Source organism: Gammaproteobacteria bacterium (genome assembly GCA_016705365.1).
Taxonomy (GTDB): domain Bacteria; phylum Pseudomonadota; class Gammaproteobacteria; order Pseudomonadales; family UBA5518; genus UBA5518.
Genome location: JADIYI010000009.1, coordinates 223,862 through 237,243, shown reverse-complemented (window position 1 = coordinate 237,243; position 13,382 = coordinate 223,862). Strand labels below are relative to the sequence as shown.

Sequence of the window (13,382 nt, the reverse complement as noted above, 5' to 3'; positions counted from 1 at the left end):
CGGGGGAGCACGGGATTTTGCCGCTGTGAGTCCTCGCGATCAAGCTCGAACCGGGTATCTGCCCTGTGTGTTGTGGACGGTGTGTAATTGCCGCGCGAGGATGCGGCCCAGCGCGCGCCGGTTCCTGTGCCGGCCAGTTATTCGTAACATGCCGGTTTCGCGGAGCGTCGCGTTTCACCGGGGAGAACCGCAACATGAGCACCACGCTTACCCTGCTGCTGGTCATTGCGCTGCTCGCCGTCAACGGCTTCTTCGTGGCGGCGGAATTTGCGCTGGTCAAGTCCAGGCTCATCCGGATCCAGCAGAAAGCCGATGCCGGCAGCGGCACGGCGCGCCGCACGCTCGCTATCATGCGCAACCTCGAAGCCTACCTGGCGGCCTGCCAACTCGGCATCACGATGGCCTCGCTCGGCCTGGGCTGGATCGGCGAGCCGTTCGTGGCGGGACTGATAGGGCCGTTGCTGGAACTGCTGGAACTGCCGGCAGCCACCATTCACCGGATATCGTTCCTGACCGGCTTCCTGATCTTTTCCTCGCTTCACATCGTGATCGGGGAGCAAGTACCCAAGTCCTTCGCGATCCGGCAGGCGGAAACCGTCTCGCTCTGGATTGCCTACCCGTTGCACGTTTGTTACCTGCTGGTCTACCCGCTCAACTGGCTGCTCGACCGCGCATCGCGCGGCATCCTCTCGCTGTTCGGCGTCAGCGAGGCGACCCACGCGGAGGTTCTGACAGCCAGCGAAATCAAGGGCCTGGTCGCGATCTCGCGCGCCGCGGGCAGCATTGGCGACGTGAAGGGCGAAATGCTGAGCAACCTGCTCGGCTTTGGCCGCCAGCCGGTTTCCAGGATCATGATCGCGTGGCCCGAGGTGATCACGCTCGATATCGATGACGATGCCGCGAGCAATGCGGCAATCGTCCTGCAGACCAAGCACTCGCGCTACCCGGTCGTGCGCCGGAGCGACGACAGTGTCGTGGGCATATTGCTGACCAAGGACATCTTCGGAGCGATGCTGAGCGGTGAGCCGTCCCCCTGGGAGAACCTGCGCGGATACCTGCGCGAACCGCTGCTGATTCCGGAAACCGTGGGGCTGTCGCGCGTGATGGAGCAGATGCGTGTGCGGCGGATGCACATGGGTCTGATCGTCGACGAGTACGGTCAGATGTGTGGCGTCGTGGCCCTCGAGGACCTGCTCGAGGAAATCACCGGCGAGATCAAGGACGAAACCGATACCGGCGAGGAGTCGCACTACATCCTGGTAATTTCCGAAGGACGCTGGGAAGCGGATGGTCTGGCGCCCCTGGACGATGTCGAGAAGATGATCGGTACGCCGCTCGAGCACGCCGCGAAGACCAATACACTGTCCGGCCTGTTCATGGACAGCCTGGGACGGCTGCCGGTCACGGGCGACGTGCTGGACGTCTCCGGCTTCCGCCTGAGCGTGCTCTCGGTGGGGCAGCGCCGGGCGGAGCGCGTCGGAATCGAAAAGCTCCCCGATCAATAGCGGGGAGCGTGCGCACGCGCTCTGGTCACGCGCCAAAGCCATCGCAGTTGGTAAGATGCCGGCAGCGATATTTATCGGCAAAAATGCCGATCCGGGCGTTTCGGCCGAGCATTGTCGCGTTGCGCGGTGTCCTTTGATTGCGGCAAGGATCGCCTTGCCGGATTGCGGGCCGCAACCGGCTGCTGCTCCGGCAATTCAGGAATGCCGCATCAATTTATTTCCTGCGGTTCGCTGCAGGCTCCAGGTCGAAATCCAAGGAACGTCTGCACATCATGAGTCTGAAAGTACTGGTCATCGATGTTGGCGGAACGCACGTCAAGATTCTTGCGTCGGGCAAAGCTGAACGACGGCAATTCCCCTCCGGAAACGGGTTGAGTGCCGAGGATATGGTCAGGCAGGTGAAAAAACTTGCCGGCGACTGGAAATATGATGTTGTCTCAATCGGCTACCCGGGCCCGGTTCTGCACGGTCGGGTCGCGGCCGAGCCGCATAATCTCGGCAAGGGGTGGACGGCATTCGATTTCGCCGCGGCATTTGACCGTCCGGTGAAACTGGTCAACGATGCCGCCATGCAGGCACTCGGTGGTTATCGCGGCGGCAGGATGCTGTTTCTTGGCTTTGGCACCGGATTGGGCTCAGCCTTCATCGTCGACGGGATCGTGGAACCGATGGAACTCGGACATTTGCCGTACCGCAAGGGAAACTGCGAGGATTACGTCGGGGCACGCGCACTCGGGAAAAAAGGCAGGAAGAAGTGGAGCAAGCACGTATGCCAGGTGATCGGGCAATTCAGTGCCGCGCTGGAACCCGATGACATCCTGATTGGCGGCGGCAACGCGCGGCACATTCTCTCGCTGCCGGCGAACTGCCGCCTGGGCGACAACGCGGATGCCTTCGCCGGCGGATTCCTGCTCTGGTCAGGTCGCGGCAGGCGGACTCGCGCAAACAGGAAATGAAGGAGCGACGTATGCAATTGGGCATGATAGGTCTCGGCCGGATGGGAGCCAATATGGTTCGGCGACTGATGCGCGACGGGCATGATTGCATCGTATCCGATATTTCCGCACCAGCCGTGCAGCAACTCGTGGCGGAGGGGGCGACCGGCAGCTCCTCGTTGGCGGATTTCGTGGCGAGGTTGTCGGCGCCGCGCGCGATCTGGTTGATGGTTCCGGCGGGCATCGTTGATGACACGATCAATGAACTGCTGCCACTCCTCGCTGCCGGCGACATCCTGGTTGACGGCGGCAACTCGTACTATGTGGACGATATTCGCCGCGCCGAAAAGCTCGGCGAAGCGGGAGTCCATTACGTGGACGTCGGTACCAGCGGCGGCGTCTGGGGTCTGGAGCGCGGGTACTGCATGATGATCGGCGGCGAGGACGATATCGTCGCGCGCCTCGATCCGGTCTTCGCGACACTCTCCCCGGGAATCGGCACGATTTCCCGGACGCCCGGTCTGGAGAAGCTGGTCACCACCGCCGAGCACGGCTACCTGCATTGCGGCCAGAACGGCGCGGGCCACTTCGTCAAGATGGTCCACAACGGCATCGAGTACGGCATGATGGCTGCCTATGCCGAGGGTCTTGGCATCCTGCAGGGAGCGAACATCGGCACGCGCGTGCACGCGATCGATGCCGAAACGACACCGCTGCGCGATCCGGCGCATTATCAATACAACCTGGATCTCGTGGAAATCGCCGAACTCTGGCGCCGGGGCAGCGTGATTTCATCCTGGTTGCTGGACATCACCGCATCGGCCCTGGCCCAAGACCGCGAGCTGGAGAATTTCTCCGGCAGGGTTTCCGATTCGGGCGAGGGGCGCTGGACGATCCGCGCGGCAATCGACGAGGCGGTTCCCGCACCGGTGCTGACAGCCGCACTGTACCAGCGGTTCAGCTCGCGCGGCGAAGCGGATTTCCAGAACAGGATTCTTTCCGCGATGCGTTACGGCTTTGGCGGACACGTCGAGAAGAAAGCGGAATGAACGGTGCGATGGCACACCGGCTGCATTCGGATGCACTCGTGCTGTTCGGCGCGACGGGCGATCTGGCTCACCGGAAAATATTTCCGGCTGTTCTTGCCTTGTACGAACGCGGTCTCGATCTGCCGGTAATCGGGATTGCGAAATCCGGCATGAACAGACAAGCGCTGATCGAGCACGTGGCCGACGGACTCGATCGATTCGGTGATTCGCGCGATGCGGCTGCACGCGAGAGGCTCTTGGCAAACCTGCAATACATCGACGGAGACTACGGCGATGCGAATACCTTCGGCCAGCTGAAGCAGGCGCTGAGCCAGGTTCAGCGACCGCTCCATTACCTGGCGATTCCGCCCGGTCTTTTCGCAACGGTTGTCGTCGCGCTCGCACGGCACGGCGTGACGGCGGGCGCGCGGGTCGTTGTCGAGAAGCCCTTTGGTCGCGATCTGGAATCGGCGCGCGAACTCAATGCGGTTTTGCGCGGCGCATTCGAGGAGCCGGCCATATTCCGCATCGATCACTACCTGGGGAAGGAGTCGGTTCAGAATCTGCTCTATTTCCGCTTTGCCAACGCGTTTCTCGAGCCTCTCTGGAATCGCGAGCACGTGCGGAGCGTAACCGTGACCATGGCGGAAACGCTGGGGATGGAGGGTCGCGGCAAGTTCTACGAGGAAGTCGGCGCGATCCGGGATGTGATCCAGAATCATCTTCTGCAGGTTGTGTCGCATCTCGCGATGGACGCGCCGGTCGGCCGCGGTATCGATGCGCTGCGCGACGAGAAAACCCGGGTTCTGCAGTCGATCCGCACACTGACCGGCAAGAGCCTGGTGCGTGGCCAGTATCGCGGCTACCGTGACGAACCCGGAGTTGCGGCGGATTCCGCCGTCGAAACCTATGCAGCCATGGAACTGCATCTGGATTCCTGGCGGTGGGAGGGCGTTCCGTTTTACATACGCGCGGGCAAGAAGCTGGCCGTCACCGCGACCGAGGCCATCGTGCGGTTCAAGCGTCCACCCGTGAGGATATTTCCCGAGTCAGTCGCCCAAGACAGCAATTACATCCGCTTCCGTCTGGGTCCGGACCGGGTCGCGATTGCCATCGGTGCCCGCGCAAAAAAACCCGGAGCCGAGCTGGTCGGCGAGGACGTCGAGCTGCATGTGTGCAATGGCGGCGAGGATGAAATGGGCGCCTACGAGCGCTTGATCGGCGATGCGATCGCGGGTGATCCCACGTTGTTCGCGCGCGAGGATGCAGTTCTGGAGGCGTGGAGAATCGTCGATCCGCTGATATGCATGGCGACGCCGGTGTACGGCTACGAGCAGGACAGCTGGGGTCCTCCGGAGGCCGCTCGACTCGAGCGCGGCGGACACCGCTGGCCTGCGCCGCGTTCCGAATGAACCGCGAGGCGTGTGATGAGTGACAGCGACTGGCCGAAGAATGATGCGCCGGGCGCGCCGGGTATCGATCCGACATGGACCTCGAGCGACAAGGACCTGGTGGGAACCTCGCTGGGACCGAGCCGGCTGTGGTTCACGCTGGGGCACGGAATCCTCAACGAGGTCTACTACCCGCGGGTCGATCTGCCGCAGATCCGTGATCTCGGCTTCATCGTCGCGGACGACGAGGGCTTCTGGTGCGAGGTCAAGCGGCTGGAGGGCTATCGATTCGAGCTGCCCGCGCCCGGTGTGCCGGCCGCGACGATCGTGCACCGTCATGAACGCTTCGAATTGCGGATTCGAATCGCACCGGATCCCCGCCGGGATGTTCTGCTGATCGATGTCGTATTGTCGGGCGCGGCGAAGCTGCGGCCTTATGTATTGCTCGCACCGCATCTTGGCGGCAGCGGCCGCGACAACCTCGCGGCAGCCGGGCGGCAGCATGGCAGAAATGTTCTCTGGGCGGAGCAGGGTCCGTTTGGTGTTGCGCTGGTTGCCGTAAACCGCGCGCAGCGCGAGGCGCTCGCGCGCATGAGCGCCGGTTACGTCGGCTTCAGCGATGGCTGGCAGGACTTCGCCGCGAACAAGCGGCTGAGCTGGAGCCACGAGCGTGCCGGGCCTGGCAATGTCGCGCTGATCGGTGAGCTCGAACGCGAATGCGTGGTGGCGCTCGGATTTGGCGCGTCGCGGGGTGCTGCCGCCAGCCTTGCCACCGCGTCATTGACCCAGCCCTTCGAGCAGCCCTGGACCGAGCATGTCTCGGCATGGCAGGACTGGCATCGGAGTTGTCATGAAGGCATCGACGTCGGTACTTGCGAGCCCGCGCTCGAGGCGCAGTTCCACACCTCGCGGATGGTGCTGCGCTGCCACATGGACAAGCTCAATCCCGGCGCGATGGTCGCGAGCCTGAGCGTGCCCTGGGGTAACAACAAGGATGACCGTGGTGGCTATCACCTGGTATGGCCCCGCGACCTCGTGGAATGCGCCAGCGCGCTGCTGGCCGCTGGCGGTGCGGCGGAGGCCAGGGATGTGCTGCGTTACCTGATTGCCACGCAGCATGAGGACGGCCACTGGAACCAGAATCAGTGGCTCGGCGGAACACCTTTCTGGCAGGGAATCCAGCTCGACGAGGCTGCGCTGCCGGTGGTTCTTGCCGCGTTGCTGCACGAAGCCGGTGCGCTCGCCGGCATCGAGGTCACGGACATGACGCGCCGCGCTCTGGCGTTCATTGCGCGCGAGGGACCGGTGACCGAGCAGGACCGCTGGGAGGAGGATCGTGGGATAAATGCGTTCACGCTGGCGGCGTGCATAGCGGCGCTGGTCTCGGGTGCGGAGTTTCTGGATGGTGCCGACAAATCGGCGGCGATCGCACTGGCCGACGAGTGGAACAGCCGGATCGAGTCCTGGCTTTTTGTGCAGGGAACAGAGCTGGCGCGGAAGGCCCGCGTGTCCGGGCACTACATTCGGGTTGCACCGCCAGAGGTACTGCAGGACGCCGCGGCACTGCGCCGGCCCTTTCCGATCAAGAATCGCGAGCGTGACCCCGCACTGGGCGCGGACATGCAGGTTTCAACGGATTTTCTGCAGCTGGTGCGTTTCGGTTTGCGCGCGCCCGATGATCCCCGTGTTCGCGACTCGCTGGTCGTGGCCGATGGGCTGCTTCGAGTCGAGACGCCATCCGGAGCGTCGTGGCATCGTTACAACGGCGACGGCTATGGAGAACATCCGGACGGACGGGGATTCGACGGCACCGGCGTGGGCCGGGCCTGGCCACTGCTGACCGGCGAGCGCGGGCATTACGCGATGCTGGCCGGAGAGGATCCCTGGCCGTATCTGCAGGCCATGGACAGGATGTCGGGTACCAACGGCATGCTGCCCGAGCAGGTCTGGGACGCGCAGACGCTCGCCGCGCGAAACCTCAGACCCGGCAAGCCGACCGGGTCGGCGATGCCGTTGGCCTGGACTCATGCAGAGTTCGTGAAACTGCTGCTCTCCATACAGCGAGGGAAACCGGTCGATTGCCCGCGTGTCGTGTTCGATCGCTACAGCGCGTCCGGGACGCGATGATTCGCGGCAAGTCAGGGCCTGGAAATCTTTCTGAATGCTCTCCAGGCGCTTCAGCATCCTGGCCCGTCCGCACGTATGGAGATACCGCGCATTGCATCCGATAATCGCCGCGCCTGAAGGATCGGGCCGGCGGCACCGGCATCCGAGCATCGGTTCGCGGTACGTGCCCGGGGCCGAGGGCGATGCTTCATGGTCCACGGGGAATTGATTTCACGGTAGCGGAGAACGAACCTGTCATGACGAGCAAGCAGATACCCGGCAGCGCCCGGGTCGTGATCATCGGCGGGGGCATCATCGGTTGCTCCGTTGCCTACAACCTCGCCGACATGGGATGCACTGATGTCGTGCTGCTCGAGCGCGACCAGCTGACCTCGGGCACGACCTGGCATGCGGCCGGGTTGATGACGATCTATGGCTCGAGTTCGGAAACCTCGCTCGGCATCCGCCGCTACTCGCGCGAACTCTACCAGCGCATCGAGCGCGAGACCGGGATGTCGACGGGCTTCATGAAGGTGGGCTTCATCGAGGTCGCCTCCGATAGCGATCGCCTCGAGGAGTACCGCCGCGTCACCTGCTTCAACCGGCGCCACGGCAACGAGGTGCAGGAGATCTCGCCGTCCGAGATCAAGCGCCTGTTTCCATACGCGGATACCGCGCCGATGGTCGCGGGCTTTTATTGCCCCGATGACGGGCGCATCAATCCGGTCGACCTGACGATGACGATGGCCAAGGCCGCGCGTCTGAAGGGCGTGAGGATTTTCCAGAACACGCCGGTCACGGGTGTGCTGGCCCGCAACGGAACCGCGCTCGGCGTGCGCACGGAACACGGCGATATCCAGGCGGAATTCGTGGTGAACTGCGCCGGGATGTGGGCGCGCCAACTGGGCGAGCTTTCCGGCGTCTGCATTCCCAACCAGGCCGCCGAGCACTATTACCTGATCACCGACGAGATCCCCGGGCTCGGCAAGGACCTGCCGGTAATGGAGGATCCATCGGTGCATGCCTATTACCGCGAGGAAGGCGGCGGCATGATGGTCGGGATGTTCGAGCCCGACTGCGCGCCGTGGCGGGTCGAGGGCATTCCCGATGATTTCTCCTTTGGCGAGTTGCCGGGTGACATGGACCGTCTGTCGCCCTTTCTCGAGCGTGCCATGCGCCGGGTGCCGGTCACCATGGAAGTCGGGATCCGCAAGTTCTTCTGCGGCCCCGAGAGTTTCACGCCGGATCTCGCGCCGATCATTGGCGAGGCCCCCGAACTGCGCAACTACTTCGTGGCCGCGGGGCTCAATTCCGTCGGCATCATCACCGGGGGCGGCATCGGCCGCGTGCTGGCGCACTGGATGCTGCACGGACGGCCCGATGTCGATGTCACCGGCTTCAATATCGATCGTTTCCACCGCTACCAGTGCAACCCGGAATACCGGCGGGCGCGTGCCTTCGAGGTGCTGGGAATGGTCTACGAGTGCCGCTATCCCTCGCGCGCGATGCAAAGCGCACGCGGCGCGCGCAAATCGCCGTTTCACGAACGCCTCGCCGCGCGCGGTGCGCACTTTCGCGATGTGAGCGGCTGGGAATCGCCCGGCTGGTTTGCGCCGCCCGGTCAAGAGCCGGTGATCGAGAAATATTCCTGGGGGCGCGAGAACTTTTTCCCGTGGTGGGAGGCCGAGCACCGCGCCTGCCGCGAGGCGGTGATCGCGATGGACATGTCGTTCATGGGCAAGTTCCTGGTGCAGGGCCGTGATGCCGGCGCGTTTCTCAACCATCTCTCGGCCAACGATGTGGACGGCGAGCCCGAGCGCATCACCTACACGCAGTGGCTGAACGATGCCGGCAAGCTGGAAGCGGATCTCACCGTGATCAAGCTCGATGAGGAGCGCTTCATGGTGGTGGCCTCCGATACCGCGCACCGTCACGTCGAGACCTGGATGCGGCGCCACATCGCGTCCGGGCAGCATGTGTGTGTGACCGACGTGACCTCGGGCTATGCGCAGCTCAACGTGCAGGGCCCGCGCTCGCGCGCACTGCTGCAATCGCTGAGCAGCGCGGATCTCTCGAACGAAGCCTTCCCGTTCCGCACCGCGCGCGAGATCGATATCGGCTTCGCACGCCTGCTGTGCGTGCGCATCACCTATGTCGGTGAACTCGGTTACGAGCTGAACATTCCCTCCGAGCAGGCGGTGCATGTGCTCGACCGGATCCTCGACGCGGGCGCGAAATTCGGTTTGCGTCTCGCGGGGCTGAAAGCACTCGCCAGCCTGCGTCTCGAAAAGGGCTATCGCGATTACGGCCACGATATCGACAACACCGACGATCCCTACGAGACGGGTCTCGGCTTCGCGGTGAACCTGAAAAAGCCGGGTGGTTTCATCGGCCGCGATGCCTGCGTGGCGAAGAAAGCCGCAAGCCCCTATCCGCAGCGGCTGGTGCAGGTGCTGCTCAGGGATCCCGAGGCGATGATGTACCACGCCGAGGTGGTGTTGCGCGACGGGGTGGCGGTGGGCGATGTGCGCGCCGCGTCCTATGGCCATACGCTCGGTGGATCGGTGGGACTGGCGATGGTCGAAGGCGAGCATCTCGAGGAGCATTCGCTCGGCGAAGGAAACTGGGAAGTGGATATCGCGGGGCGGCGCTATCCTGCTACCGTGTCACTGCGTCCGTTTTACGATCCGCGGATGGAGCGGATCAAGCTTTGATCGTGCAGGGAGACAACGAATTGAATATCGCATCTACATGGAAATCCGGCGCCGCGGCATTGCTCGGCATCGTGTATGCCGCAGTTGCAGCGGCGGACGGCACCGGTGCCGACTGGCCGTACATGGGCGGCAACGAGGGCGGCATGAAATTTTCACCGTTGACGCAGATCGCGCCCGCCAACGTGGGCCATTTGAAGGAAGCGTGGACCTATCATATCGGCATGCTCGATGCGCCGGCACCAGCGTCGCCCACCTTCGAGGGCACGCCGATCGTGGCCGGTGGCCGCATGTTCGTGTGCTCGGGGCTGGGCAAGGTGGCGGCGCTGGATCCGGAGTCCGGCAAGGAGCTGTGGGCGTATCACTACACCGCCGACACCCGGGGCAGCTACCTGCTGAATTGCCGCGGCCTGACTTACCACGCCGAGGAGGCGGGTTACCGCGGCGAGTGTCCGGGCCGCGTGTTCGCGGGTACGCTCGATGGCCGGCTGCTCGCGCTCGATGCGGCGAGCGGCAAGCCGTGCGCGGGCTTTGGCGATAACGGTGCGCTCGACCTGAGCCAGGGGCTGGGACAGACACAGCCCGGCGACTTTTCGCCGTCCTCGCCGCCGGTGATCGTCGACGGCAAGATCGTGCTCGGTGGCCGGATTCCCGACAATATGCGGGTCGATGTGCCGGCGGGCGTGATCCGTGCCTTCGATGTGCACAGCGGCGCGCTGCTGTGGTCGTGGAATTCCGCGCCTCCAGGTTCAGTGCCGCCTGCGGGCGAACCTTACGTGCGTGGTACGCCGAATGCCTGGGCGCCGCTGTCGGTCGACAGCGAGCGCAAGCTGGTGTTCGTGCCGACCGGCAATGCTTCGACCGACCACACCAATATCATCCGTGGCGAGCGTGATTACTATGCCTCCTCGGTGGTGGCGCTGGATGCCGTGACCGGCGCGGTGAAGTGGCATTTCCAGACCGTGCACCGTGACCACTGGGACTATGACATTCCCTCGCAGCCGGTGCTGTTCCCGTTGCACCGCGCTGGCGTCGAGGTTCCGGCGCTGGCGCAGGCGACCAAGCAGGGCCATATCTTCATCCTGAACCGCGAGAGCGGTGAGCCGCTGTTCCCGGTCGAGGAGCGCCCGGTGCCGCTGAGCGGGGCCATCGAGGGCGAGCGCTACAGCCCCACGCAGCCCTTCCCGGTCAATCCGGCATTCATCGTGCGCCGCGATCTGGCGCAGGAGGATATCTGGGGTTTCACGCCGTGGGACAAGGGCAAGTGCATGGATCTCTTCGAGGGCGCGAACTGGGAAGGGGTGTTTACGCCGCCCTCGCTGCGCGGCACGATCTATTTCCCGAGTTTCATGGGTGCGACGAACTGGGGCGGCGTATCGATTGACCCGGTCAATGGCATACTCATCGCCAACACGACCCAGGTACCGGCGATCATCCGCATGTATCCACGTGCGCAGGCCGATGCGATGCTCGCGCGCGGCGAGAGGTTTCCGCCCTCGCTCGGCGCGCCCTACGCGCATACGATGGCGCCGATGCTCTCGCCGCTCGGCGCACCCTGCATTCGCCCGCCCTGGGGCACGCTGCTCGCGATTGACCTGAACAAGGGTGAGCGTCTGTGGGAGGTGCCACTTGGCTCGACGCGTGATGTGGCGCCATTCCCGCTGTGGTTTGACTGGGGCGTGCCGAATCTCGGTGGCTCGATGGTCACGGCTTCGGGGTTGGTGTTCATCGGTGCGACCACTGACAACTTTTTGCGTGCTTTCGATATTCACAGCGGCAAGATGCTGTGGAAAGCACGCCTGCCGGGCGGCGGCCAGGCGACACCGATGAGTTACCGGATCGGTGAAAGCGGAAAGCAGTACGTGGTGATTGCCGCAGGCGGTCACAAATATCTCGGCACCGACATCAGCGACGCGCTGGTGGCCTATACGCTGGAAAACTGACGGCGACCCGCCAACTTCAAGGGAGGACGAGAATGAGCAACAGTGCGACCGAGATCGCCAACCTGCTTTACCGCTATGCCGAACTGATGGATGGCGGTGAGCTGGAGGCCGTCGCTGAAATGTTCCGCCATGCGCGCATGAAGAGCAGATCTGCCGGCGAGCTGCTCGACAACGCCGGAATGCTCGAGCAGTGGCGACGCTTTGTCAAAATTTATCCCTGTGGCACGCCGCGTACCAAGCACGTTGTCACCAACCCGATCATCGAGGTGGATGAGACTGCGGGTACGGCGACCTGCCGCTCCTATTACACCGTGCTGCAGGCGACCGACTCCCTGCCGCTGCAAGTGATTGCCGCGGGGCGCTACCACGACAATTTCGAGCGCGCCGACGGCAAATGGCGCTTCAGCTATCGCGACTACACGCTCTTCGACCTCGCGGGCGATCTCAGCGACCACCTCCTGATCGCGGTTGCGGGATAATCCCCGACCTGTTTCCTTCCTGCCGCGCCGCAGGGCCGCGCCGCCAGGCATCCGGTGACTTGCCGGTCCATTCGATGAAGGCGCGGCGGAATGAGCGCACATCGCTGAAGCCGAGCCTGAGCGCCACGTCGCTCACCTTGAGGCGCGCGCCCGGCTGCAGCAATTCCTCCGCCAGTTTCAGGCGCAAGCGCTGCTTGATCGCATCGAGCGTGACGCCTTCCTCGCGCAGGCGGCGCTGCAAGGTGGCCCGGCTGATGCAGAAGAAACGCGCGAACTGCTCGAGGCTCGGCATGCTTTGCTGGCGCCCAAGCCGGGTGGCGATGATATGTTCCACCGTATCGGCGAACTGAGCCCCGTCGCGTGGTTCGCGCAGGTGGTCGAAGGGAAATACGCTGAGCCGCTCCACCAGACGCTGATAGCTGCGCACCACCGGCCTGGCGAGTTGGTGCGCGGGGAAACGGAAGTTATTGTCGGGGCAGGCGAAACGGATCGGTTGCTGGAAGAAGCGCTCCAGCGTGGCGCGATCCGCCGGTGCCTCGGCGTAGACATCGTAGCCTTGCACCGGGATCGCCTCGCCGATCAGCCACGCGAACAGGCGGTGGTAGAAGCTCAGCCCATTCAGGTCCGTCAGCAAGCCGCTGACGCTGTGGCGCAGGCGCTGGGTCGCCATGTGGAACACGGCCTCGTCAGCGTCGATCACGAGCGACAGGTCGGCGGCGCGATGATCCAGCATGGCGCAGAAGCGCGATGCGCGTTCGATGACCTCCGCCAGCGTGGTGCAGGTGATCACGCAGTAGCAGAGCATGTCGACCTCGTCCTTGCTCATCGGCGGCAGGCCGCGCTCGCGGTTGGCATGCGCCGAGAGCACGGTGATGCACTCGCCGTAAAGCAGCACGAAGTGGTGATCCGAAATGACCTGCACGCGCCCTGCCGCCAGTTGGGCAAACGTGAACGGCAGGCCGAGTCGTGCCAGCAGGTGCCCGGGGTCGTCGCCGGTAGCCGATATTTCCTGGAGCAGCGTCAGGGCAAATTGAGCTGGAACGCCCTGCGGCGGATGACGTGGAAGCGGTACTGCCATCAGCCAGCGAGCCCCGGAAAATCCTGCATCTGCGCCTCCCCGCGCAGCCGATCCAAGGCTCAACTTAAACCATTTGAGCTCTTGTGTCCCCCTGTTGAACCCGTTGGGCCTCGCGCGCAGGGGAGGAGGGCGCATAATTCCGGCTCGAGCTGTCGCGCCAACCCGTAACAGATACACGATCACCCCAACCCCCAGAGGTACAGGCA

The 13,382-nt window shown here is 64.0% G+C and carries 9 protein-coding genes; 8 read left to right on the top strand and 1 reads right to left on the bottom strand.

From position 1 onward, the window contains the following. Positions 1-194 precede the first annotated feature (194 nt). From IPF49_19245 to IPF49_19210, 8 genes are all read left to right on the top strand, one after another. A complete protein-coding gene (locus tag IPF49_19245; GenBank protein ID MBK6289722.1) occupies positions 195-1,505 on the top strand; it encodes an HlyC/CorC family transporter in 1,311 nt (436 codons plus the stop codon). A 272-nt stretch (positions 1,506-1,777) separates the two neighbouring features. Next, positions 1,778-2,461, top strand: a complete 684-nt coding sequence (locus tag IPF49_19240; protein MBK6289721.1) for an ROK family protein — start codon at positions 1,778-1,780, stop codon at positions 2,459-2,461. A gap of 11 nt (positions 2,462-2,472) precedes the next feature. Beyond that, complete coding sequence (gene gnd / locus IPF49_19235) at positions 2,473-3,489, top strand: decarboxylating 6-phosphogluconate dehydrogenase (protein ID MBK6289720.1); 1,017 nt, start codon at positions 2,473-2,475, stop codon at positions 3,487-3,489. 8 nt (positions 3,490-3,497) lie between these two features. Beyond that, complete coding sequence (zwf, locus tag IPF49_19230) at positions 3,498-4,880, top strand: glucose-6-phosphate dehydrogenase (protein ID MBK6289719.1); 1,383 nt, start codon at positions 3,498-3,500, stop codon at positions 4,878-4,880. Between the two features lie 15 nt (positions 4,881-4,895). Further along, on the top strand, positions 4,896-6,986 hold the full coding sequence (locus tag IPF49_19225; protein ID MBK6289718.1) for a glycosyl hydrolase: 2,091 nt from the start codon (positions 4,896-4,898) through the stop codon (positions 6,984-6,986). A 236-nt stretch (positions 6,987-7,222) separates the two neighbouring features. Next, positions 7,223-9,679: a GcvT family protein gene (locus tag IPF49_19220; GenBank protein ID MBK6289717.1), complete on the top strand. Its 2,457-nt coding sequence runs from the start codon at positions 7,223-7,225 to the stop codon at positions 9,677-9,679. 122 nt (positions 9,680-9,801) lie between these two features. After that, positions 9,802-11,619, top strand: coding sequence for a pyrroloquinoline quinone-dependent dehydrogenase (locus IPF49_19215; GenBank protein ID MBK6289716.1), 1,818 nt, complete (start codon positions 9,802-9,804; stop codon positions 11,617-11,619). Between the two features lie 32 nt (positions 11,620-11,651). Beyond that, positions 11,652-12,098, top strand: coding sequence for a nuclear transport factor 2 family protein (locus tag IPF49_19210; protein MBK6289715.1), 447 nt, complete (start codon positions 11,652-11,654; stop codon positions 12,096-12,098). On the opposite strand, the gene IPF49_19205 is transcribed toward IPF49_19210, so the two are convergent. Then, positions 12,064-13,176, bottom strand: a complete 1,113-nt coding sequence (locus tag IPF49_19205; protein MBK6289714.1) for an AraC family transcriptional regulator ligand-binding domain-containing protein — start codon at positions 13,174-13,176, stop codon at positions 12,064-12,066. The genes IPF49_19210 and IPF49_19205 overlap by 35 nt on opposite strands. Positions 13,177-13,382 lie beyond the last annotated feature (206 nt).

Bases quoted from the DNA above. Each gene is read 5' to 3' on its own strand.
- IPF49_19210 (MBK6289715.1), top strand. From the start codon at position 11,652: ATGAGCAACAGTGCGACCGAGATCGCCAACCTGCTTTACCGCTATGCC.
- IPF49_19245 (MBK6289722.1), top strand. From the start codon at position 195: ATGAGCACCACGCTTACCCTGCTGCTGGTCATTGCGCTGCTCGCCGTC.
- zwf (MBK6289719.1), top strand. From the start codon at position 3,498: ATGGCACACCGGCTGCATTCGGATGCACTCGTGCTGTTCGGCGCGACG.
- IPF49_19205 (MBK6289714.1), bottom strand. From the start codon at position 13,176: ATGGCAGTACCGCTTCCACGTCATCCGCCGCAGGGCGTTCCAGCTCAA.
- IPF49_19225 (MBK6289718.1), top strand. From the start codon at position 4,896: ATGAGTGACAGCGACTGGCCGAAGAATGATGCGCCGGGCGCGCCGGGT.
- IPF49_19220 (MBK6289717.1), top strand. From the start codon at position 7,223: ATGACGAGCAAGCAGATACCCGGCAGCGCCCGGGTCGTGATCATCGGC.
- IPF49_19240 (MBK6289721.1), top strand. From the start codon at position 1,778: ATGAGTCTGAAAGTACTGGTCATCGATGTTGGCGGAACGCACGTCAAG.
- gnd (MBK6289720.1), top strand. From the start codon at position 2,473: ATGCAATTGGGCATGATAGGTCTCGGCCGGATGGGAGCCAATATGGTT.
- IPF49_19215 (MBK6289716.1), top strand. From the start codon at position 9,802: ATGGGCGGCAACGAGGGCGGCATGAAATTTTCACCGTTGACGCAGATC.